Annotated in this window: 17 protein-coding genes; 10 read left to right on the top strand and 7 right to left on the bottom strand. The window is 60.4% G+C overall.

Annotated features, from left to right (window positions below):
- Window positions 1-21: 21 nt before the first annotated feature.
- Both J0G10_RS02320 and ompR read right to left on the bottom strand, forming a co-directional pair.
- On the bottom strand, window positions 22-1,335 hold the full coding sequence (locus tag J0G10_RS02320; protein ID WP_095047103.1) for an ATP-binding protein: 1,314 nt from the start codon (window positions 1,333-1,335) through the stop codon (window positions 22-24).
- A gap of 113 nt (window positions 1,336-1,448) precedes the next feature.
- Window positions 1,449-2,189 carry an osmolarity response regulator transcription factor OmpR gene (gene ompR, locus J0G10_RS02315; protein ID WP_095047102.1) on the bottom strand — a complete coding sequence of 247 codons (741 nt, stop codon included), beginning with the start codon at window positions 2,187-2,189 and terminating at the stop codon, window positions 1,449-1,451.
- Window positions 2,190-2,547: 358 nt separating this feature from the next.
- Between ompR and J0G10_RS02310 the strand changes: the two genes are divergently transcribed.
- From J0G10_RS02310 to tauD, 7 genes are all read left to right on the top strand, one after another.
- Window positions 2,548-4,872, top strand: a complete 2,325-nt coding sequence (locus J0G10_RS02310) for a Tex family protein (protein WP_095047101.1) — start codon at window positions 2,548-2,550, stop codon at window positions 4,870-4,872.
- Entirely contained in the window at window positions 4,872-5,255 is a 384-nt protein-coding gene (locus J0G10_RS02305; RefSeq protein WP_053116527.1) for a PaaI family thioesterase, read from the top strand. Before J0G10_RS02310 ends, J0G10_RS02305 begins: the two co-directional genes overlap by 1 nt.
- A 246-nt stretch (window positions 5,256-5,501) precedes the next feature.
- Entirely contained in the window at window positions 5,502-7,085 is a 1,584-nt protein-coding gene (gene gshA / locus J0G10_RS02300) for a glutamate--cysteine ligase (RefSeq protein ID WP_095125276.1), read from the top strand.
- A gap of 448 nt (window positions 7,086-7,533) precedes the next feature.
- Window positions 7,534-8,511, top strand: a complete 978-nt coding sequence (gene tauA / locus J0G10_RS02295; RefSeq protein WP_095125275.1) for a taurine ABC transporter substrate-binding protein — start codon at window positions 7,534-7,536, stop codon at window positions 8,509-8,511.
- A 16-nt stretch (window positions 8,512-8,527) separates the two neighbouring features.
- The gene (tauB, locus tag J0G10_RS02290; protein WP_095125274.1) at window positions 8,528-9,322 is read left to right on the top strand and encodes a taurine ABC transporter ATP-binding subunit; all 795 of its coding nucleotides are present in this window, start codon (window positions 8,528-8,530) and stop codon (window positions 9,320-9,322) included.
- Window positions 9,319-10,158 (top strand): taurine ABC transporter permease TauC, encoded by an 840-nt coding sequence (gene tauC / locus J0G10_RS02285; protein ID WP_220557307.1) that lies wholly within the window; start codon window positions 9,319-9,321, stop codon window positions 10,156-10,158. The genes tauB and tauC overlap by 4 nt, the downstream gene beginning before the upstream one ends.
- Before the next feature lie 143 nt (window positions 10,159-10,301).
- Window positions 10,302-11,144 (top strand): taurine dioxygenase, encoded by an 843-nt coding sequence (tauD, locus tag J0G10_RS02280; protein WP_095047096.1) that lies wholly within the window; start codon window positions 10,302-10,304, stop codon window positions 11,142-11,144.
- A gap of 217 nt (window positions 11,145-11,361) precedes the next feature.
- Here tauD and mgrA read toward each other — a convergent pair whose 3' ends face one another.
- From mgrA to J0G10_RS02265, 3 genes are all read right to left on the bottom strand, one after another.
- On the bottom strand, window positions 11,362-12,399 hold the full coding sequence (gene mgrA, locus J0G10_RS02275; protein WP_095125272.1) for an L-glyceraldehyde 3-phosphate reductase: 1,038 nt from the start codon (window positions 12,397-12,399) through the stop codon (window positions 11,362-11,364).
- A 109-nt stretch (window positions 12,400-12,508) separates the two neighbouring features.
- On the bottom strand, window positions 12,509-13,828 hold the full coding sequence (locus J0G10_RS02270) for an LLM class flavin-dependent oxidoreductase (protein WP_220557305.1): 1,320 nt from the start codon (window positions 13,826-13,828) through the stop codon (window positions 12,509-12,511).
- Between the two features lies 1 nt (window position 13,829).
- Complete coding sequence (locus J0G10_RS02265; RefSeq protein ID WP_220557303.1) at window positions 13,830-16,055, bottom strand: TonB-dependent receptor; 2,226 nt, start codon at window positions 16,053-16,055, stop codon at window positions 13,830-13,832.
- 205 nt (window positions 16,056-16,260) lie between these two features.
- Between J0G10_RS02265 and J0G10_RS02260 the strand changes: the two genes are divergently transcribed.
- Entirely contained in the window at window positions 16,261-17,298 is a 1,038-nt protein-coding gene (locus J0G10_RS02260; protein ID WP_095047092.1) for a LacI family DNA-binding transcriptional regulator, read from the top strand.
- 189 nt (window positions 17,299-17,487) lie between these two features.
- Window positions 17,488-17,748 carry a hypothetical protein gene (locus J0G10_RS02255; RefSeq protein WP_095047091.1) on the top strand — a complete coding sequence of 87 codons (261 nt, stop codon included), beginning with the start codon at window positions 17,488-17,490 and terminating at the stop codon, window positions 17,746-17,748.
- 24 nt (window positions 17,749-17,772) lie between these two features.
- Here J0G10_RS02255 and betT read toward each other — a convergent pair whose 3' ends face one another.
- Window positions 17,773-19,734, bottom strand: a complete 1,962-nt coding sequence (gene betT, locus J0G10_RS02250; protein ID WP_163030199.1) for a choline transporter BetT — start codon at window positions 19,732-19,734, stop codon at window positions 17,773-17,775.
- A 400-nt stretch (window positions 19,735-20,134) separates the two neighbouring features.
- Window positions 20,135-21,061, bottom strand: coding sequence for a serine O-acetyltransferase EpsC (epsC, locus tag J0G10_RS02245; protein WP_016983653.1), 927 nt, complete (start codon window positions 21,059-21,061; stop codon window positions 20,135-20,137).
- A gap of 190 nt (window positions 21,062-21,251) precedes the next feature.
- Between epsC and J0G10_RS02240 the strand changes: the two genes are divergently transcribed.
- Window positions 21,252-22,244: a D-cysteine desulfhydrase gene (locus J0G10_RS02240; RefSeq protein WP_095047089.1), complete on the top strand. Its 993-nt coding sequence runs from the start codon at window positions 21,252-21,254 to the stop codon at window positions 22,242-22,244.
- Window positions 22,245-22,331 lie beyond the last annotated feature (87 nt).

Raw genomic sequence — 22,331 nt, 5'->3', positions numbered from 1 at the left:
CTGGGGTGAGGGGCTTTTGATCTACACAGCGTCCCTAGGCAACATTAGCCCCAACGGCAACCTCACCCGCGCTTCCAGTCCACCCCCGGACCGATTACGCAATTCAACATTGCCGCCATGCATCGAAGCAATCCGCTTCACAATCGCCAACCCCAAGCCGGTGCCCTTACCGCCCCGGGCACGATCGCCTCGCGTAAACGGGTTGAAAATCGCTTCAAGTTCCGAAGGATCAATCCCCGCGCCGCGGTCCATCACGCTCAGCACCACATAAGGCGCATTGACGTCACCGGACACATAAGCCGCGACTTCCACGCTACCGCCGGCATGGTTCAAGGCGTTGCCGATCAGGTTATTGAGCAAGCGCTTCATCGAGACCCGACGCAGTGGGAACGGCTGAATCGGCTCCAGACGCAAACGCACTTTCTCTTCATTCTGGTTGTATGGCGCCGCCACCTCGCGCACCAGATCAGTCAGATCCACCTCTTCCACCGACTCGTCGCGACCATCACGAATAAACGCGAGGAACTGGTCGAGAATCGCGTCCATATCTTCGATGTCGCGCACCATGTCGTCGGTCAGGTCGTTGCGGTCGCCCATCAACTCCAGCGACAGGCGCAAGCGGGTCAACGGTGTGCGCAGATCATGGGATACGCCGGCCAGCATCAATTCACGCTCGCGACCGGCCTGTTCGACGTCTTCCGCCATCTGGTTGAAAGCGCGATAGACCTCGGTCATCTCGCTCGGTGTATCGCTGATCGGCAGCCGCACGCTACGGCCCTGACCAAGCTGCCGGGCGGCATACACCAGACGTTTCAACGGCTGGTTGAGCTGACTGACGAAAATCCATGCAGAGGCTGTCGAGAGCAAGCCGATGGCGAGGAACCAGCCGAGCACGTTCCAGATTTTCTGGCCACGCAACGGGTGCGGATACAACGGCACCTTCAACCAGCCATCACCGAGGCTCGGCGCGCGCACCCACAACGCTGGCGGCGAGTGCATGCGCAAGCGCACTTCGGTGTCGGCGCCCAGCTCCGCCTGCATTTGTCGCTGATAGATTTCGCTGTACGGCCAGTGCTGTTCGCCTTCCGGCACACCGGCGCCGACCACCCGGATCAGGGTCGCCGCATCAGCAATCTTTGCGCGGTTTTCTTCATCCGCAGCCCAATAGGCACGCAGCGTCAGGGCGACGCCATGGCTGTATTGGCGATCCACCAGCACGTCCTCGTTCATCAACAGATAAACCAGGGTCAGCGCCTTGGAAAACAGCACGACGATGAGCACCAGCCAAAGGGTGCGGGAGAAAAAACTTTGGGGGAACCAGACAGGGGTTTTCATCTATAACCGCTACACACTTGCAGGAGCGAGCAATGCTCGCATATTGCGGATTGCGAGTCTGCGGGCATGGCCGTTCGACCAAAACCTGCAGACCCGCTCCTACAAATCACCGATCACTTGGTGGCGGCACCATCCGGTACGAACACGTAGCCCACGCCCCAGACAGTCTGGATATAGCGCGGCTTCGACGGATCAGGCTCGATCATGCGACGCAGACGGGAAATCTGCACATCGATGGAACGCTCGAGGGCATCCCACTCGCGGCCACGGGCCAGGTTCATCAGTTTGTCACGGGTCAGTGGCTGACGCGCGTTCATTACCAAAGCCTTGAGTACCGCAAACTCACCGGTGGTGAGCATGTGCACTTCTTCGCCGCGCTTCAATTCTCGAGTGGCCAGCGACAAGACGTAATCACCGAAGGTGACGTTTTCGTCTTCGCTGCCCGGCGCGCCCGGTACCGGTGCGGCCTGACGACGCAGGACAGCTTTGACACGGGCCATCAGCTCATCCGGGTTGAACGGCTTGGCCAGATAGTCGTCGGCGCCCAGTTCCAGGCCTTTGATGCGGCTCATCTCATCGCCCTTGGCGGTGAGCATGATGATCGGAATCTGATTGTTCGCGGCCCGCAGACGGCGGCACGCGGTCAGACCGTCTTCGCCAGGCAACATCAGGTCGAGGACCACCAGATTGAAAACTTCACGCGACAGCAGACGATCCATCTGCTCGGTGTTCGGTACGGTGCGGGCACGGTAGCCCTTGCTGACGAAAAAACGTTCCAGCAGGCTGCTTAAGCCCGGATCGTCGTCAACGATGAGAATTTTTTCGCCTTCAGCAGTTTGTGCAGTGCTGCTCATTGGATGCTCCTTTTAGCTCGGCGCGCATTATGGCGTAGCTGCCGTTATACGCACCGTGTGCATTGTTAGCAGATTTTTCCTTCACTGCCAGAAAACCGGGGTTTATGCCTACAGACTGCGACGCCCCCGAATGACAGAACGCTGGTTATAATGCGCGGCGTTTTGTGCCAGGCAACGTCTGAATCGTTACCGCAGGTGGCAGGCTTTTTTTCCTGCCGCGCGCAGTAATTGTTCGATTTCACGGGTCAATGGGCTGCCTTTTGACCCAGGCAGCGGCAATTTTCTAGCCGCTCAACCAGACTCCGGGCCTTTATTTCCGTGCCTGCGAGCCTGATTTCACAATATGTCAGGTGGTTTTATGGACAGCATCAACAGCCGCATTGCCGAGGAACTCGGCGTACGCCCACAACAGGTCGAAGCGGCCGTCGCGCTACTCGATGAAGGCTCTACCGTTCCCTTCATCGCCCGTTACCGGAAAGAAGTCACCGGCAGCCTCGATGACACCCAGTTGCGTCATCTGGAAGAGCGCCTGCGCTACCTGCGAGAACTCGACGAACGGCGCATCAGCATCCTCGCCAGCATCGAAGAGCAAGGCAAACTCACCCCTGCCCTTGAGCGCGACATCAAACTTGCTGACACCAAGACTCGCCTCGAAGACTTGTACCTGCCGTACAAGCAGAAGCGCCGTACCAAGGGCCAGATCGCCCTGGAAGCCGGCCTCGGCGACTTGGCCGATGGCCTGTTCAACGACCCGAACCTGACCCCGGAAACCGAAGCCGCACGCTTCGTCGATGCCGAAAAAGGCGTGGCCGACGTGAAGGCTGCGCTCGAAGGCGCCAAATACATCCTCATGGAACGCTTCGCAGAAGACGCCAGCCTGCTGGAGAAACTGCGTAACTACCTGAAACAGGAAGCGACCCTCAGTGCCCGCGTCATCGCTGGCAAGGAAGAGGAAGGCGCCAAGTTCCGCGATTACTTCGAACACGACGAACCGCTGAAAAGCATGCCGTCGCACCGCGCGCTCGCCATTTTCCGTGGACGCAACGAAGGCATCCTCAGCTCCGCGCTGAAAGTCGGCGACGAACTGCCGGGCACCATGCACCCGTGCGAAGGCATGATCGGCCAGCAATTTGGCATCCAGAACCAGAACCGCCCGGCCGACAAGTGGCTCGGTGAAGTGGTGCGCTGGACCTGGAAGGTCAAGCTCTACACCCACCTGGAAACCGACCTGCTCGGCGAGCTGCGTGACGGCGCCGAAACCGAAGCGATCAACGTCTTCGCCCACAACCTGCACGACTTGCTGCTGGCCGCCCCGGCCGGCCCGCGTGCAACACTGGGTCTCGACCCGGGCCTGCGTACCGGCTGCAAGGTCGCCGTGGTCGACTCGACCGGCAAACTGCTTGATCACGCCACGGTTTACCCGCACGTGCCGCACAACAAATGGGATCAGACCATCGCCATTCTGGCCGCCCTGTGCGCCAAGCATTCGGTTGATCTGATCGCCATCGGCAACGGCACCGCCAGCCGCGAGACCGACAAACTGGCGATCGAGCTGATCAAAAAATATCCAGCGATGAAGATGACCAAAGTCATGGTCTCCGAAGCCGGTGCATCGGTGTACTCGGCGTCGGAACTGGCGGCCAAGGAATTCCCGGATCTGGATGTGTCGATCCGCGGCGCGGTGTCCATCGCCCGTCGTCTGCAGGATCCACTGGCTGAGCTGGTGAAAATAGATCCGAAATCCATCGGTGTCGGCCAGTATCAGCACGACGTTTCGCAGTTGAAACTGGCGCGCGGCCTGGACGCTGTGGTCGAGGACTGCGTGAACGCCGTCGGCGTTGACGTGAACACCGCTTCGGTGGCGCTGCTGGCGCGGATCTCCGGCCTCAACGCGACGCTGGCGCAAAACATCGTCACGCACCGCGACGAACACGGTGCGTTCAAAACCCGCGCAGCGCTGAAGAAAGTCGCGCGTCTGGGCGAAAAAACCTTCGAACAGGCGGCCGGTTTCTTACGCGTGATGAACGGCGACAACCCGCTGGATTCGTCGGCCGTTCACCCGGAAGCCTACCCGCTAGTGCAGCGCATTGCCGCTGAAACCGACCGCGACATTCGCTCGCTGATCGGCGATGCCGGGTTCCTCAAGCGTCTGGATCCGAAGAAATTCACCGACGAGACGTTCGGTCTGCCAACCGTCACCGACATCCTGCAAGAGCTGGAAAAACCGGGCCGCGACCCGCGTCCGGAGTTCAAGACTGCCGAGTTCCAGGAAGGCGTTGAAGACCTCAAAGACCTGCAATTGGGGATGATCCTCGAAGGCGTTGTCACCAACGTGACCGCATTCGGTGCCTTCGTCGACATCGGCGTGCATCAGGACGGTCTGGTGCACATCTCGGCGCTGTCGGAGAAGTTCATCAAGGACCCGCGTGAAGCGGTGAAGGCCGGCGATGTGGTGAAAGTGAAGGTCATGGAAGTCGACATTCCGCGCAAACGCGTCGGTCTGTCGATGCGCATGGGCGACACCCCGGGCGAGAAGATCGACGGCGCCCGTGGCTCGCGTCCAGGCTCGGCGCAACGCCAGCCTTCGAACAACGCGCCGCGCAAGGAAACCGCCACCGCAGCGCCAGTGAACAACGCGATGGCCTCGCTGTTCGCCAACGCCAAGCAGTTGAAGAAACGCTGATGGAGATTCCGGCCGGGCTCGTCGAGAGCGCGTTTTTCAAGCTGTTGGGCTGCCGCCTGCACAGCCTGGAAACCGGGGTGGCGCAAGTCGCCCTGGTGCTGGAACCGGAACTGCGCAATCGCGGCGGCAAATTGCACGGTGGCGCGCTGTTCAGTCTGGTCGATATCGCCATGGGGCTGGCCTGTTCCAGCACTCATGGCTTCGATCAGCAGAGCGCGACCATCGAATGCAAGATCAACTATATCCGCGCCGTTTCCGACGGTGAGGTCATGTGCACGGCGCGGGTGATTCACCCGGGCCGACGTACTTTGGTGGTCGAAGCCGACGTGATGCAGGGCGACAAACTGGTCGCAAAAGCGCAAGGCACGTTCGCTGTCCTGTAGCTACCGGTCATCATTTTGAGTTAATTTCGGCGCAACGAATCCTGTAGGAGCTGCCGCAGGCTGCGATCTTTTGATTTTGTTTTTCAATAGCAAGATCAAAAGATCGCAGCCTGCGGCAGCTCCTACAGGTATGTGTGCGGCTGACCGGCTAGAAAAACCAGGCGAAAACGCCAGTTTCAACTTCACCCTTGTAGACCGTCTTGCCCACCCCCATATTGGGGCGACTGACGCGTGAAGGAATCCAAATTGAGCGAACTTCTCAACCGCCGCCTGGCTCTGCTCGGCGAGCGCGCTAACCTCTCTCTGCTCGAGCAGTGCCTGCACGGTATCGAACGTGAATGCCTGCGCGTGACCAGCGAAGGTCGCCTGGCGCAAACGCCGCACCCCGAAGCCTTGGGTTCCGCGCTGACCAACGAACAAATCACCACCGACTACTCCGAGTCGCTGCTGGAATTCATCACGCCCGCTCTGCCGGATCCGGCCGACACGTTGGCGAGCCTGGACAAGATTCACCGCTTTGCCTACAGCAAGCTCGGCAACGAGTACCTGTGGAGTCCATCGATGCCGTGCCCGTTGCCGGCCGAGGAAGACATCCCGATCGCCTACTACGGCACCTCCAACATCGGTCAGCTCAAGTACGTCTACCGCAAGGGCCTGGCCCTGCGGTACGGCAAGACCATGCAGTGCATCGCCGGGATTCACTACAATTTCTCCCTGCCGGAAAAGCTCTGGCCACTGCTGCGCGAAACCGAAGGTTTTGTCGGCACCGATCGCGATTACCAGTCGTTTTCCTACATCGCACTGATCCGTAATTTCCGTCGTTACAGCTGGCTCCTGATGTACCTGTTCGGTGCTTCGCCAGCGCTGGACGCCGGTTTCCTGCGTGGCCGTTCGCATCAGTTGGAACAGCTCGATCCAGACACGCTGTATCTGCCGTACGCGACCAGCCTGCGCATGAGCGACCTTGGTTACCAGAGCAACGCCCAGGCCGGTCTGACGCCTTGCTACAACGATCTGGCGAGCTACACCGACAGCCTGCGCAAAGCCGTGGCCACGCCGTACGCGCCGTACGTTGAAGTCGGCACGCACCAGGATGGTGAGTGGGTGCAGCTCAACACCAACATCCTGCAGATCGAAAACGAGTACTACTCCAACATCCGCCCGAAACGCGTGACCTATACCGGCGAGCGGCCGATTCAGGCGCTGGTGGCCCGTGGCATTCAGTACGTTGAAGTGCGTTGCCTGGACATCAACCCGTTCCTGCCGATGGGCATCGACCTCACCGAGTCGCGCTTCCTCGACGCGTTCCTGCTGTACTGCGCGCTGAACGACAGCCCGTTGCTGACCAACACCTCGTGCGGCAATGCGACGTCGAACTTCCTCAGCGTGGTCAAGGAAGGTCGTCGTCCAGGCCTGCAATTGCAGCGTGACGGTGAACCGGTCGAGATGAAGACCTGGGCGGCAGAACTGCTGGAGCAAATCGCCCCGCTGGCGGCGCTGCTGGATCAGAGCCATGGCGGCGATGCGCACAGCAAGGCGCTGGATGCTCAACTGGCCAAGGTCAGCGATCCGTCCCTTACGCCATCCGCGCAAGTGTTGGCGGCGATGGCGGAGCACAAGGAAAGCTTTGCGCAGTTTTCGCTACGTCAGAGCCAGGTCCATGCCGAGTTTTTCCGTAGCGAGCCTTTGGCGGCGGATGAGCAGGCGAAGTTTGAGGAGCTGGCGCGTACTTCTCTGGCAGCGCAGGCTGAGCTGGAGCAGAACGAAGTCGGTGATTTCGACGTATTCGTCGGGTCGTATCAGGCGAGTATTTTGGCGATCAGCAACTGAAGAGCCCCTCCCCCTAACCCTCTCCCGGAGGGAGAGGGGACTGACCGGGTTGTTGGTGCGAAGTACGCTGACGTGAAATACCGAGCCGAACTCAGGCCTTGAAAAGCACAAAGATCGGCTCCCTTTCCCCCTCGCCCCCTTGGGGGAGAGGGCTGGGGTGAGGGGGCAAAGATCTAACGTCGAACGCAAGATCCGAAATATCCACAATTCTGATCGTTCCCACGCTCCGCGTGGTAACGCCTCAAGGGACGCTCTGCGTCCAGGTGACGCGGAGCGTCACCGGCTGCATTCCCACGCAGAGCGTGGGAACGATCTACCCCCCCAATCCCACCAAGCCTTAGATTTTTCCGCTCATAAGCTCATTCTAAAAAGTTATTTATTTACTGATTCTTAGATCATTTAGTCTCCTTTCACGCCGACGCTCGGTCGCCTGATATGGAGCTGTTCAATGAAACTGAATTTCCCGCTTCGCCTGCTGGCCGCGGCCTCTCTGGCTGCCGCGAGTTTTCTGGCCCAGGCCGCCGACCTTACCGTCGCCTACCAAACCACCGTTGACCCGGCGAAAGTCGCCCAGGCCGACGGCGCCTACGAAAAAGCCACCAAAGCCGACATCGCCTGGCGCAAGTTCGACAACGGCGCCGACATCATCGCCGCCATCGCCTCCGGTGACGTGCAGATCGGCTACCTCGGTTCGAGCCCGCTGACCGCCGCGATCACGCGCAAAGTCCCGGTCGAAACCTTCCTAATCGCCACCCAGATCGGCGCCGCCGAAGCACTGGTCGCTCGCGACGGTTCCGGGATCAAGACCCCGCAAGACCTGATCGGCAAAAAAATCGCCGTGCCGTTCGTATCCACCGGTCACTACAGCCTGCTCGCGGCGCTGAAGCACTGGAACATTGATCCGTCGAAAGTCACCGTGCTCAACCTCGCCCCGCCAGCGATCATTGCCGCGTGGAAACGCGGTGACATCGACGCCACCTACGTGTGGGATCCGGCACTCGGTGTCGCCAAGGAAAACGGCAAAGTGCTGATCACCTCCGGCGAACTGGCCAAGTTTGGCGCGCCGACGTTCGATGCGTGGATCGTGCGCAAAGACTTCGCCGAGAAGCACCCGGAAATCGTCACCGCGTTCGCCAAGGTCACCCTCGACGCCTACGCCGACTACCGCAAAGACCCGAAAGCCTGGCTCGCCAATCAGTCCAACGTCGACAAACTGGTGAAACTCTCCGGCGCCAAGGCCAGCGACATTCCGCTGCTGCTGCAAGGCAACGTCTACCCGCTGGCGGCTGATCAAGTCGTCACCCTAGGCGCGCCGACCACCAAAGCCATCACCGACACCGCCGCGTTCCTCAAGGAGCAGGGCAAGGTCGAAGCGGTTCTGCCGGACTACGCGCCGTACGTCAGCGCCAAATACATCACCAACTGACCGGGAGTTAACTGCGATGGCCTTGCTACAGCTGGAGCGCATCAGCGCACAGTACCCGGGCAGCCCGACACCGGTGCTGGCGGATATTTCTCTGACCCTGGGGCCTCAGCAATTGCTGGTGGCCCTCGGCCCGTCCGGCAGTGGCAAGACTTCGCTGTTGAACCTGATTGCCGGTTTCGTCGAGCCGAGCGCCGGGCGCATCACCCTCGACGGTGTGCCGGTCAAAGGCCCGAGCGCCGAACGTGGCGTGGTGTTCCAGGACGACGCTTTGCTGCCTTGGCAGGACGTGTTGGCCAACGTTGCATTCGGTCTGGAGCTGGCCGGTATCGCCAAGGACAAGCGCGAAAAAATCGCCCGTGAAATGCTCGCGCTGGTTGATCTCTCAGGGTTCGAAAGTCGCCGCATCTGGCAACTCTCCGGTGGCCAGAAGCAACGTGTCGGCCTCGCCCGCGCGCTCGCCGCTGATCCGCGCGTGTTGCTGATGGACGAGCCTTTCGGTGCCCTCGACGCGTTCACTCGCGAACAGATGCAGGAGCTGTTGCTGCAAGTCTGGCAGCGCACGGCCAAACCGGTTTTCCTGATTACCCACGACATTGAAGAAGCGGTGTTCCTCGCCACTGACCTGATTCTGCTCGCGCCGAATCCGGGGCAGATCGTTGAGCGTCTGCACCTGGATTTCGGTCAGCGTTACGCCACTGGCGAGTCCGCCCGTGCGATCAAATCCGATCCGCGTTTTATCGAAACCCGTGAACACGTGCTGAGCAAAGTGTTCTCGCAACGCAGCGCCGCACAACGGCAGGAGCGCGCATGAGCAGTTACGACGTTTCCTCGGCTGCGGTAAAACCCGCGAAACCATCCGTGGCGATTCCCGTACGCCGCAGCCTCAGCACGCGCTGGATCAGCCTGCTGACGCTGTTCGCGTTGTTGGCAATCTGGTGGGCCGTAACAGCCACTGGATTGATCGAGCCGCTGTTCCTGCCGCCACCGTCCGCCGTGCTGCAAAAAGGCTGGTTGCTGGCGACTACTGGTTACATGGATTCGACGTTGTGGCAGCACTTGGGCGCCAGCCTGAGCCGCATCGGTCTGGGCCTCGGTTTTGCGATCCTGACCGCCGTGCCGGTGGGCATTGCCATCGGGGCCAATCGCATCGCCCGTGGCGTGCTCGATCCGCTGATCGAGTTCTACCGCCCTATCCCACCGCTGGCCTATTTGCCGCTGATCGTGATCTGGTGCGGCATCGGTGAGTTGTCGAAAGTGCTGCTGATCTATCTGGCGATTTTCGCGCCGATTGCCATTGCCACCGCGACCGGTGTGCGCACGGTTGATCCGGCGAAATTGCGTGCTGCGCAGTCGCTGGGCGCGACGCGTTTGCAGCTGATTCGTCATGTAATTTTGCCGAGCGCGTTACCGGATATTTTGACTGGCGTGCGCATTGGTCTGGGGGTTGGTTGGTCGACGTTGGTCGCCGCTGAATTAATCGCAGCCACCAGTGGCTTGGGCTTCATGGTGCAGTCGGCCGCGCAATTCCTGGTCACCGATGTGGTGGTGCTGGGGATTCTGGTTATCGCCCTGATCGCCTTCGCCATGGAAATAGGCCTGCGCGCCCTGCAACGCAAACTGGTGCCGTGGCACGGCCAGGCCCACTAAATCGCCTTGTGAAACTTCCCCTGTGGGAGCGAGCCTGCTCGCGAAAGCGTCGGATCAGTCACTGCACTGTCGCCTGACACTCCGCATTCGCGAGCAGGCTCGCTCCCACAAAAGCATGACACTCGAATTCGAAGAGAAAGACCATGAGCAGCCTCAACATCACCCCATTAAGCTCGGCCCTCGGCGCGCAGATCAGCGGCGTCGACATCAGTCAGCCGCTGAGCCTGGAACACCGCGACGCCATCGAACAAGCGCTGCTCAAGTATCAAGTGTTGTTCTTCCGCAAACAGCCAATCGAACCGCCACAACAAGCGCGTTTCGCCGCGTACTTCGGTGATCTGCACATTCACCCGATCTACCCGAACGTGCCGGAACAACCGGAAGTGTTGATCCTCGACACCGCCGTCACCGACGTGCGTGACAACGCGATCTGGCACACCGACGTGACCTTCCTGCCGACGCCGGCGATGGGCGCGGTGCTCAGCGCCAAGTTGCTGCCGGAGTTCGGTGGCGACACGCTGTGGGCCAGCGGGATTGCTGCGTACGAAGCGCTGTCGGCGTCAATGAAAGCCTTGCTCGAAGGGCTGACCGCGACCCACGATTTCACTCGCTCGTTTCCACTGGAGCGCTATGGCAATACGCCTGAAGCGTTGGCGCAGTGGGAAGAGGCACGGCGCAAGAATCCACCGCTGTCGCACCCGGTGATCCGTACGCATCCGGTCAGCGGGCGGCGTTCGTTGTTCGTCAATGAAGGCTTCACGTCGAAGATCAATGAGCTGTCGGAAACCGAGAGCGAGGCGATTCTGAAGTTTCTGTTCGCCCATGCGACGCGGCCGGAATTCACCATTCGCTGGCGTTGGCAGCAGGACGACATTGCGTTCTGGGATAACCGCGTGACTCAGCATTACGCGGTGGATGATTATCGGCCGGCGCGGCGGGTGATGCAGCGGGCGACGGTGTTGGGGGATGTGCCGTTTTTTCGTTGAGCCGTTTTAACAGCCAAAAGCCCCTCACCCTAACCCTCTCCCGGAGGGAGAGGGAACTGAAAGGGGGGATGTTTTAGAGGTACGCCGACCTGATATTGCTTTGCTGAATCCATAGTCGACTCGGTTTTTCAGGTCGATGTATGGCTACAGACACCTCGGTCGGCCCCCTCTCCCTCTGGGCGGTCCGACGTTTCGGGAGGGCTGGGGTGAGGGTGACTCACTCCGCCGTCGAAGGCTTCTCCCAAAGATTGATCCCGCCCTCTTGGGCAAACCGGTCAATCTCCGCCAGCTCCTCAGCACTGAAGCTCAAATTCTTCAACGCCCCGACGTTCTCGATAATCTGCTCCGGCCGGCTCGCACCAATCAGCGCCGAGGTCACCCGTGAATCCCGCAACGTCCACGCCAGTGCCAGTTGCGCCAGACTCTGACCACGACGCTTGGCAATTTCATTCAACGCCCGCACATGAGCGATGTTGGCCTCGGACAGATGCGAAGCCTGCAACGAACCACCGCCCGGACGATTGACCCGCGCATCCGCCGGCACGCCGTTGAGGTATTTGTCGGTGAGCAGACCTTGCGCCAGTGGAGTGAAAGCAATCACGCCAGTACCGAGTTCATCGGTGGTATCCAGCAGATCCTTTTCCACCCAACGATTGAGCAGGTTGTACGCTGGTTGATGAATCAGCAGCGGCACTTTCCACTCGTTCAACAGCGCCGCCATTTCACGGGTTTTCACCCCGGAATACGACGAGATACCGATGTACAACGCCTTGCCCTGTTGCACGGCAGTGGCGAGGGCGCTGGCGGTTTCTTCCAGCGGGGTATCCGGGTCGAAACGGTGCGAATAGAAGATATCCACATAGTCCAGACCGAGGCGCTGCAGGCTCTGGTCGAGGCTGGCCAGCACATATTTGCGCGAGCCGCCGCCCTGGCCGTAAGGGCCGGGCCACATGTCCCAACCGGCCTTGCTGGAGATGATCAGCTCATCACGATACTGCTTGAAATCTTCGCGCAGCAGGCGGCCGAAATTGATCTCGGCGCTGCCGTACGGCGGGCCATAGTTGTTGGCCAGGTCGAAGTGGTTGATCCCCAAGTCGAACGCGGTGCGCAGTAAGGCACGCTGGGTGTCGATCGGCGTGCTGTCGCCGAAGTTGTGCCACAGGCCCAGCGACAGCGCCGGCAGCACCAGACCGCTGCGGCCGACGCGGCGGTAAGGGATGGAGTCATAGCGGTTTTCGGCAGCGGTGTAAGTCATCGAATCCTCTCTTGTCTGTCTTGAAATGGGTGTCGACTTCATCGCTAGCAGGCTAGCTCCCACATTGGAATGCATTTCCCTGTGGGAGCGAGCTTGCTCGCGAAGGGTGTTACACAAATCGATTGCCGGGTCGGGCCAGACCCAGGTTCTGGCGCAACGTCCGGCCTTCATACTCGGTTCTGAACAGCCCGCGCCGTTGCAGTTCCGGGACCACGCCATTGGCGAAGTCCTCGAGCCCGCCGGGCAAGTGCGGCACCAGCACATTGAAACCGTCCGCCGCGCCCTGTTCGAACCATTCCTGCAAGCGATCAGCGATCTGCTCCGGCGTACCGACCAGGCTGTAATGCCCGCGCCCGCCCGCAATCTTGCGCCCCAGATCGGCAAGGCTCAGGTTCTCGCGCCCCGCCAGCTCAGTGAGCAATTTCTGCCGGCTCTGCTGACCGCTTTCCGTCAGCGGCAACTCCGGCAACGGCCCGTCCAGCGGGTACTTCGACAAATCGAAGTTACCCAGCATACGCCCAAGCAAGGCAACGCCAACCTCGGGTTCGACTAATTGCTGAAACGTTTCACATTTTTCCTGTGCTTCGGCTTCGGTGCCGCCGACCACGACAAAAACCCCGGGCATGACTTTCAGCGAATCGGCGCTGCGACCGTACTTGGGCAAACGTGCTTTGAGGTCGGCGTAGAACGCCTGAGCGTTGGCCAGAGAGGTCTGCGCGGTGAACACCACCTCAGCGGTCTGCGCCGCCAATTCACGCCCAGTCTCGGAAGAACCGGCCTGAACAATCACCGGGTGCCCTTGCGGCGAACGCGCGAGGTTCAGCGGGCCTTTGACCCGGAAGTGCTCACCTGCGTGATCCAGCACATGCAATTTCGCAGGGTTGTAATACTCGCCACTGGCCTTGTCGCGAATGAAGGCATCGTCCTCCCAACTGTCCCAAAGTCCGGTCACGACCTGATGAAATTCACGAGCGCGGCTGTAGCGCTCGGCGTGACCGATATGTTCGTCTCGCCCGAAATTCAGCGCTTCGGCAGCATTGTCCGACGTCACCAGATTCCACCCCGCACGCCCACCGGAAAGGTGATCGAGCGAAGCGAATTTGCGCGCCACATGATACGGCTCGTTGTAACTGGTGGTCGCCGTGGCGATCAGGCCGATGCGCTCGGTCACCGCACTCAGGGCAGAGAGCAACGTCAGCGGCTCAAAGTGATCGGAACGCGCAATGCGGCTGGCGATGTCCTGAGTTGGCGCGGCGACGCTGTCGGCGACAAACAACGCATCGAATTTTGCCGCCTCGGCAATCTGCGCCAGACGTTTGTAATGGGCGAAATCCAGACCCGCATTCGCCGGCACATCCGGATGACGCCACGCCGCCACGTGGTGCCCGGTGGCCATGAGGAATGCGCCGAGTTTCAACTGTCTGCTCATCTCAGAAATCCTTGCGCAGTTGCACGCCGAAGTAGCGCTCGTCATCCCGTGGCACAGCGCGATAGATGTAATTGCCGCCGCTGGCAAGCAACGGCGAATAGGATTTGTCGGTGAGGTTCTTGCCGAGCAACGCGATGCGCCAGCCGTTGCTGTAGTCGGCCAGCGCGACACTGGCGTTCCACAGGCCGTAAGCACCTTGTTTGGTGTCGGGGTTCTGGCTGATGTCGTACTGCACTTCGCTCTGCCAGCTGTAATCGGTACCCAGTTCGATATCCAGACCGTTATCCAGCGGGATGCTGTAGTCGGCGCGCACGTAGCTTTTCCAGTCAGGACTGAACGGCAGCGGTTTGCCGTTGACGTTGCACGACGCCGCCGCGCCCGCCGGGCAGGCGAATTCGTCGATGCGCGCGCGGGTATAGGCCAGTGCGCCGGACAGTTTCAATTGCTGGGTCGCCTGCAAGGCGTAATCGAGTTCGACACCTTCGGTGCTGACGCTGCCAGCGTTGATCAAACGCGTCACAACCTGGCCGGCGACGGTGTCAAAGAAGTTCGCCTGATAGTTGTCGTACTCGCTGTGGAACACCGCGAGGTTGGTGGTCAGGCGATTGTTCCAGCTCGTCGCTTTGATCCCCGCTTCCCAGGTGTTGGAGGTTTCCGGTTTCAGCGCTTCGGTATCACGCGGCTGCATATTGAAGAACACGTTGTAGGCCGGGCCTTTGTAGCCGCGCGAGTAGGTCAGGTAAGTGGTGACCGCATCGCTCAAGTCGTACTGCACACCGAGGCGACCGGACCAGCCGTCTTCATCCACTGAACCGGAGCTGCTGGTCGCCGGTTGAATGCCGCTGACGGTGGTTGCCGAGGTCGAGACGCGGCGATGATCGTATTCGAGATCATCGTGGGTGTAGCGCAGGCCGGCGATGCCGCGAAAGGCGGACGTGAAGTTCAGGGTGGCCTCGCCGAACGCTGCGTAGCTGTCGCTGGTGGTGCTGTAATCAGCGACGCCGCGATCGGTGCGTGTGGTCGTTGTGAGCGTGCGCTGATAGGTCTCGTCGTCCTTGCCGTGCATGTAGAACAGGCCGCCGACGTATTCGAGGAACTCGCCCTTCGGCGAAGCCAGGCGCAGCTCCTGCGAGTATTGATCGAAGGCCAGATCGCCCTTGTCCGCGGTCCCGGGAAACGCTGCGGTCACTGTGCCGAGCCGGTCGCCATCCTGATACTGCGTATTGTCCCAACCGCGCCACGCGGTGATCGACGTCAGGGTGTAATCGCCCAGTTGCCAGTCGAGCTGGCCGGACAGACCTTTGTTGGTGTCCTCAACGTGTGAGCGGGTGTCGGTGTTGATGTCGCGGTTGTGGCTGCTTGCATTGACCGGACTCAGCGCGTTGGCGAAGGCCGGGGTCAGCGACTTGCTGACCACGCCGTTTGGACCGTCGTCGTGGGACTGCATGTAGTCGGCGATCAAGGTGAAGGTGACGTCGTCATTCGGGGTGAATTCGAGTTTGCCGCGCACGCCACGATGGTTGTAACCGTTGACCTCCTGGCCATTGTGCTGGTTGTCGACGTTGCCATCGTAGGTCCCGAATAGCGTGCTGATCGAGCCTTTCAACGTGTCCGGAATCAGGCTGCCGCCGATGCCGAATCGTGTGCGACTTTCGTTGCCGCTGTAGTACGACTGATCGATGTAACCGTGGGTCTCGGCGGTTGGCGCCTTGCTGGTGATGTTGAGTACACCGGCCGAGGCGTTCTTGCCGAACAGCGTACCTTGCGGGCCGCGCAGCACTTCGACACGCTCCAGATCCAGCAAGTCGAGAGTGGATTGGCCGGGACGCGCGTAGACCACACCATCGATTACCGTCGCCACGGTCGGCTCGACGCCCGGCGAGGTGGAAATCGTACCGACGCCGCGCACGAACAACGAGGTGTCCTTGTTCGATGCGCCGGTGCGGAAATTCAGCGACGGCACTTGCTGCACGATACTCGCCACGCCGTTGCGGTTGTCGCGCTCAAGTTGTTCGCCGTCGATCACCGAGACCGCGACCGGCACCTTTTGCAGCGATTCTTCGCGGCGCGTGGCGGTGACGGTCACGGATTTGAGTGTCGGCTCCTGATCACTGCTCTCGGTAGCGAATGCGTTGGGCAACGGCAGCGCCGCCAACCCCGTAAATAACCAACCAGCGGCGCGGATCGATTGCGCCAGTTTGTTTGTCGCCCCAGGAATGTTGTGCATGTTTGCTCGCTCGAAATTGGCCCTTAACCGCTGCCGTTCTGCGACGACAGCGCCTGAATCGGTGTCTTGGGCATTCGCTCGAGCGAGTAGCAGACAGCGCGCCTTGTTAGCGCTACCATCGACAGTATTGGCAAGCCGCACATAGAGCGTCCAATACTGAAAAATTACTTTTATATGCGATTTGGTTTTTAAGAAGGATCGAACCTTGAGCGAAGAAAAACCCCGCAAACGCCGTGGCGCCGGACGTGTAACGCTGAATGCCGTGGCGCGTGAGGCCGGGGTTTCGGCGATCACCGTGTCACGCTATTTCAACCAGCCTGAGCAGGTTTCGCCCGAGCGTCGCGAGCGGATTGCGGCGGTGGTGGCCGAGTTGGGTTACGTGCCGAATCTGGTGGCCGGCGGGCTGGCCTCGGCGCGGGGGAAAATCGTCGGCATGGTGATCCCGAATATCTCCGGGCCGATCTTCGCCAATACCATTCAAGGCTTCAGCGATACGCTCAGTCGTTATGGCTATCAGCTGTTGCTGGCGTCGAGTTACTTCAGCACTGAACAAGAAGAAAACGCCGTGCGTGCGTTTCTCGGCTGGTCGCCGGCGGCGCTGGTGCTGACCAGTCACTTTCACAGTGCGGGCACGGAAAAGATGATCGCCGAGGCGGATGTTCCGGTGATCGAGACGTGGGATTACCAGCCGGCGCGTGAGCCGATGCAGATCGGTTTTTCGCATTTCGAGGTGGGCGTGACAGCCGCCAGATATCTGCTGGAAAAAGGCTACCAACGTATCGCCTTCGTGCAGAACAGTGCGCCGGGGGACTTCAGCGCCCTGGAACGCCGCGATGGTTACGCGGCGACCTTGCGTAAATCCGGCCTGGATCCTTGGGTCTACGCCCCTGACGCTGATCGTGCGCCATTCGAGGCCGGCAAACAGGCGATGGATGCGCTGATGAATGCCTCACCGCGCCCCGACGCAATCATTTTCGCCAACGACAACCTCGCCGCCGGCGGCCTGCTCGCCGGGCAACGCGCCGGTTTCAAAATCCCCGAAGACTGTGCCGTTCTTGGCTTCGGCGATTACCCGTTCGCCGAGATGCTTTTGCCGAGCCTGAGCACGATCAAACCACCGGCGCTGGAGATCGGCGTACTGGCCGCAACACGCGTATTGGAAAGTCTTGGCGTGTTGCCGAGCGACGAGGTGCAACGGCTGAACCTGCTGCAATGCCAGGTCATCGAGCGCGAAAGCACCTGATGAATATGGTGGGGGCTGGATTGGCTATGCTCTAAAGAACACCGAGGTGGCCCTATCGCGAGCAGGCTCGCTCCCACAGGGATTTCCTGTGTACGTAAAATTTATGTCCAGCCGAGATCCATTGTGGGAGCGAGCCTGCTCGCGAAAGCGATTATTCAGGCAATGCACCTTCACCAGACAGAACCCGCCATGCACACTGCCATCATCATTTTCTTCGGCCTGGTCCTGCTCGCTCTGATGCTCTACATCGGCGAGCGCATCGGCTTCAGCCGCCAGACCATGGCCTACGGCTTCGCCGCCCTGTGGCTGGCATTGACGATGATTAATGGCGCCGTGGGAGTGGTGCATGCGGGCCAGCCGCTAGGTTCGGAAATTGTGATTGGCAGTGCGGTGTTCGGCATACCGATGGCGGCGATGGTGTTGTTCATGGTGCTAAGCGCCGAGTCCTGAACGGACCCGACGCTCAGGCGCCGATCAACGAACCAAGTGCAGGAACTGCATGTGCCGTTCGTACTGGTCGAGGATGTCGTTGATGATCTGCTCTTTGGTGTAGCCGACCAGATCGTAGTCCTGACTGCCCTCGCTCAAATGCACTTCGGCGCGGTAATAGCGACGATTGTTGAGCTGCTTCGAGCCCATCCCGCCACGCGCGAACGACGGCGTGAAGTAGCCGCGCATCTGCACCTGATAGATGAACGGATGCGCATCACCATGGCCGATTTCGAGGCTGACGCTGTCATTCGCCGGATCCGGCTGGGTGACCACGTTGAGGCCTTTTTCAACGAACACCGCCGTCACTTCTTCAATTGCCGGGCGTACCGTGGTGTCCATGAAGCGGTACACCTCGTCACGCGACGGGAAGTGCACCGCCTGACTCAGCCGCTGACGCCAGCCGCCCGTACCGCGCCGTGAACCGGAGACCGGTGCCAGCGAGTGCAACTGCGCGATCTGCTTCTGCGACTCCAGATAGAACGCCTTGTGCAAGCCCCACATCATCAACAGCAGGATCAACGAGAACGGCAACGAGGTCAGCACTACCGCTGATTTCAGCGCATCGATACTGCCGGAGAACAGCAACGCACTGGTGATCAGCGCCGTCATCGCGCCCCAGAACACTCGCAGCCATTTCGGCCCGTCTTCGTCTGGGTTGCCACCCTTGGCCGACAGGGTCGAGAGCACCACGGTGCCGGAGTCGGCAGACGTCACGAAGAACACGAAGCTGATAAACACCGTCACGGCGATGACGGTTTTGCTCCACGGGTAGGTTTCCAGCAGCAGGTAAATGCTCATCGACGGATTGTCGATGGCCGACATGCCCAGCGCGCTCATGCCGTGGTTGAGCACTTGATCCAGCGCGCTGTTGCCGAAAATCGACATCCACGCGAGGGTAAAACCGAGCGGAATCAGCAGCACGCCGAAAACGAATTCACGGATGGTCCGGCCACGGGAAATCCGGGCGATGAACAGGCCCACGAACGGCGACCATGCAATCCACCAGGCCCAGTAAAACACTGTCCAGCCGCCGAGCCAGTCGCTCGGTTTGTCGTAGGCGTAGAGGTCGAAACTCTTCATCGGCAAGGCGCCGAGGTAGTCGCCAAGATTCTGGATCAAGGTGTTGAGCAGGTGCTGGGTAGGCCCGGCGAACAACACGAACAGCAGCAGCGCACAGGCCAGCAGCATGTTGATGTCGGACATCACACGCACGCCTTTATCGACGCCGGAGACGGCAACGATGATCGCCGCGCCCATCATCAGCGTGATCAGACCGACTTGAATCCACTGGGTGTGAGCGATGCCGAACAGGTAGTCGAGACCGGAGTTGAGGTGCAGCACACCAAAACCCATGTCGGCGCCCAGACCGAACACCGTGGCGATGATGCCGAAGCCGTCCACTGCGTAACCAATCGGGCCGTTGATGCGTTTGCCAATCAGCGGATACAGCGCCGAGCGCAGCGCCAGCGGCAGGTTGTGGCGGTAGGCGAAGTAGGCCAGCGCCATGCCGACGAAGGCAAACACGCCCCAGCCATGCAGGCCCCAGTGCAGAAACAGAATCTGCATCGCCTGACGTGCCGCATCCGCCGTGCCCGCCTCGCCTTGCGGCGGCTGGAGCATATGGGTCAGCGGTTCAGAGACGCAGAAGAAGAACAGCGTGATGCTGATCCCGGCGGCGAACAGCATGCCGGCCCAGGACAAGTAACTGAATTCGGGCTCGTCGTGGTCGGCACCGAGTTTTATCTTGCCGTAGCCGGATAAGGCGGTGACCACCACGAAGACCAGATACAGGGTCATCGCGAGCATGTAGTACCAGCCGACCGTATTGGCCGCCCAGTTTTGCGCTTCCAGCAGCCAGGCGCCTGCCTGCTCCGGCATGGCGATGACAACGAGACCAAACAGCAGAATGACCGTCGCGGCGAAGTAGAACACCGGCGGATTCATGCGTACCAGACCGCTGGCGGGGGTAGACGATGCACTCATGAAACGTGCACCTCGAGGGGTTGAAACGTGGCTGAAATGATCGGACTCAGCAAAGGCAAGCCTCCTGTTGTGAGCGGGCAGCGAACCACCGGTTTAACTTGAATGAACGTTCAAGTTAAACATGGATAGGGTGGCAAGGACTAATCGTACGGCTAGGCGGTAGTTTTCCTACGCTAGCTCAAGGATGGGTATGACGTGGGTTTGAGGGTATTCGTTCACTGGAGAATTGGCTGATTGCCATTATCTTGATTTGGTCTGAAAATCATTCGCGAGCAGGCTCGCTCCCACATTTGAAACGCATTCCAGTGTGGGAGCGAGCCTGCTCGCGAAGAGGCCAGATGCCGCAACGCAATTTCAGAGCCTACTTCTGCGTCCCGTCATCATGCTGCAGATTCGCCTGGGTCAGATTGCACCCCGCCGGCACACTCCGCGTCAGCCACACATTGCCGCCAATGGTCGACCCCTTGCCAATGGTGATCCGCCCGAGAATCGTCGCCCCGGCATAAATCACCACATCGTCTTCAACAATTGGATGGCGCGGATGGCCCTTCTGCAACTGCCCGTCTTCATCTGCCGGGAAACGCTTGGCGCCCAACGTCACCGCCTGATAAATCCGCACGCGCTCACCAATGATCGCCGTCTCGCCGATCACCACGCCCGTGCCGTGATCGATAAAGAAGCTACGGCCGATCTGCGCACCCGGATGGATATCGATACCGGTCGCCGAATGGGCGATTTCCGCGCTGATCCGCGCCAGCAACGGCAAACCGGCGCGATACAAATGGTGCGCGAGGCGATGGTGAATCACCGCGAGAATCCCCGGGTAGCACAGCAGCACTTCGTCGACACTGCGTGCCGCCGGATCACCGTGATAGGCCGCCAGCACATCGGTGTCGAGCAGCGTGCGCAGGCCCGGCAGTGCGAGGGCGAAATCTTGTACGATCTGAATCGCGCGGGCTTCGACTTCGGTGTCAGCCTGCGCGCTGTGGCGGGCGACGTAACGCAACTCCAGGCGGGTCTGCGCCAGCAACGCATTCAGCGCGACATCGAGGGTGTGGCCGACGTAGAAATCTTCACTCTCTTCGCGCAGGTCAACCGGGCCCAGGCGCATCGGGAACAACGCGCCACACAATGCTTCAAGAATCTCCGCCATCGCTGCACGGGACGGCAACTCGCGACCGCCCTGCTCGCCGGACGCCCGGCCGTTCTGTGCCCGCCACTGATCCCGCGCGCTGCGCAGTTGACTGACGATGGTCTGCAATTGCCAATGGCTGGAACGCTCGCTCACGGTAAAGACTCCTCACGGGCGGCCGGACTGTCTGGCCGCGTCAACGGCGCCTACTTTACGGCATGCTTACGAGGGCGAATTAAGAACCGATAGTGCTGGCCTCAGTTCATTTGGCTATAAGCGATTCACGGTTGCCCCTGCAAAAGCGCGTGCCTATAGTCCTTTCATCTTCCTCCGCCAGTACGGACCCATGATCAAACAACAGCTGGACCGCTTTAACCGTCTCGACCTGCTCAACCACCCAACGCCGCTGGAAAAACTCGAACGCCTGTCCACCTGGCTTGGCCGCGAGGTGTACATCAAGCGCGATGACCTGACGCCGCTGGCCATGGGCGGCAACAAATTGCGCAAACTCGAATACCTCGCTGCCGACGCTCTCGCGCAAGGCGCCGACACGCTGATCACCGCCGGCGCGCTGCAATCGAACCACGTTCGCCAGACCGCCGCACTGGCCGCCAAATTGGGCCTGGGTTGCGTGGCGCTGCTGGAAAATCCGCTGGGCACTGACGACAGCAATTACACCGGCAACGGCAACCGCCTGCTGCTGGATCTGTTCGACACCAAAGTCGAACTGGTCGACAACCTCGACAACGCCGACGAACAACTGACCGCCCTCGCCGCCCGCCTGCGCAGCAACGGCAAGAAGCCGTATCTGGTGCCAATTGGTGGCTCCAATGCGCTCGGTGCGTTGGGCTATGTGCGCGCCGGTCTGGAACTGGCCGAGCAGATCAACGACACCGGCCTGAATTTCGCCGCCGTGGTGTTGGCCTCGGGCAGTGCCGGGACGCACAGCGGTCTGGCATTGGCGTTGAGCGAAGTGTTGCCGCAATTGCCGGTGATTGGCGTGACGGTTTCGCGCAGTGAAGAAGATCAGCGACCGAAGGTTCAGGGACTTGCCGAACGCACGGCGGCGCTGCTCGGCGTCGAACTGCCGGCCAGCTTCAAGGTCGAGTTGTGGGACGAATATTTCGGCCCGCGTTATGGCGAGCCGAATGCCGGGACGCTGGCGGCGCTGAAGCTGCTGGCGAGTCAGGAAGCGGTGTTGCTTGATCCGGTTTACACCGGCAAGGCCATGGCAGGTTTACTCGACGGGATTGGTCGTCAGCGCTTTGATGAAGGCCCGATCATCTTCCTGCACACCGGTGGCGCGCCAGCGTTGTTTGCCTACAAGGATTTCCTGTAACAGAAGATCAAAACGGCAGCTCCTACAAGTGATCTCATGTAGGAGCTGCCGCGGGCTGCGATCTTTTTCCACAGACAATACATATTC

The organism is Pseudomonas germanica (assembly GCF_019614655.1).
Taxonomy (GTDB): Bacteria; Pseudomonadota; Gammaproteobacteria; order Pseudomonadales; family Pseudomonadaceae; genus Aquipseudomonas; species Aquipseudomonas neuropathica.
The sequence above is the reverse complement of the archived record's forward strand: the minus strand, read 5'-3'. Positions and strand labels throughout refer to the sequence as shown.

Bases quoted from the DNA above. Each gene is read 5' to 3' on its own strand.
- J0G10_RS02320 (WP_095047103.1), bottom strand. From the start codon at position 1,335: ATGAAAACCCCTGTCTGGTTCCCCCAAAGTTTTTTCTCCCGCACCCTT.
- ompR (WP_095047102.1), bottom strand. From the start codon at position 2,189: ATGAGCAGCACTGCACAAACTGCTGAAGGCGAAAAAATTCTCATCGTT.
- J0G10_RS02310 (WP_095047101.1), top strand. From the start codon at position 2,548: ATGGACAGCATCAACAGCCGCATTGCCGAGGAACTCGGCGTACGCCCA.
- J0G10_RS02305 (WP_053116527.1), top strand. From the start codon at position 4,872: ATGGAGATTCCGGCCGGGCTCGTCGAGAGCGCGTTTTTCAAGCTGTTG.
- tauA (WP_095125275.1), top strand. From the start codon at position 7,534: ATGAAACTGAATTTCCCGCTTCGCCTGCTGGCCGCGGCCTCTCTGGCT.
- tauB (WP_095125274.1), top strand. From the start codon at position 8,528: ATGGCCTTGCTACAGCTGGAGCGCATCAGCGCACAGTACCCGGGCAGC.
- tauC (WP_220557307.1), top strand. From the start codon at position 9,319: ATGAGCAGTTACGACGTTTCCTCGGCTGCGGTAAAACCCGCGAAACCA.
- tauD (WP_095047096.1), top strand. From the start codon at position 10,302: ATGAGCAGCCTCAACATCACCCCATTAAGCTCGGCCCTCGGCGCGCAG.
- mgrA (WP_095125272.1), bottom strand. From the start codon at position 12,399: ATGACTTACACCGCTGCCGAAAACCGCTATGACTCCATCCCTTACCGC.
- J0G10_RS02270 (WP_220557305.1), bottom strand. From the start codon at position 13,828: ATGAGCAGACAGTTGAAACTCGGCGCATTCCTCATGGCCACCGGGCAC.
- J0G10_RS02265 (WP_220557303.1), bottom strand. From the start codon at position 16,055: ATGCACAACATTCCTGGGGCGACAAACAAACTGGCGCAATCGATCCGC.
- J0G10_RS02255 (WP_095047091.1), top strand. From the start codon at position 17,488: ATGCACACTGCCATCATCATTTTCTTCGGCCTGGTCCTGCTCGCTCTG.
- betT (WP_163030199.1), bottom strand. From the start codon at position 19,734: ATGAATCCGCCGGTGTTCTACTTCGCCGCGACGGTCATTCTGCTGTTT.
- J0G10_RS02240 (WP_095047089.1), top strand. From the start codon at position 21,252: ATGATCAAACAACAGCTGGACCGCTTTAACCGTCTCGACCTGCTCAAC.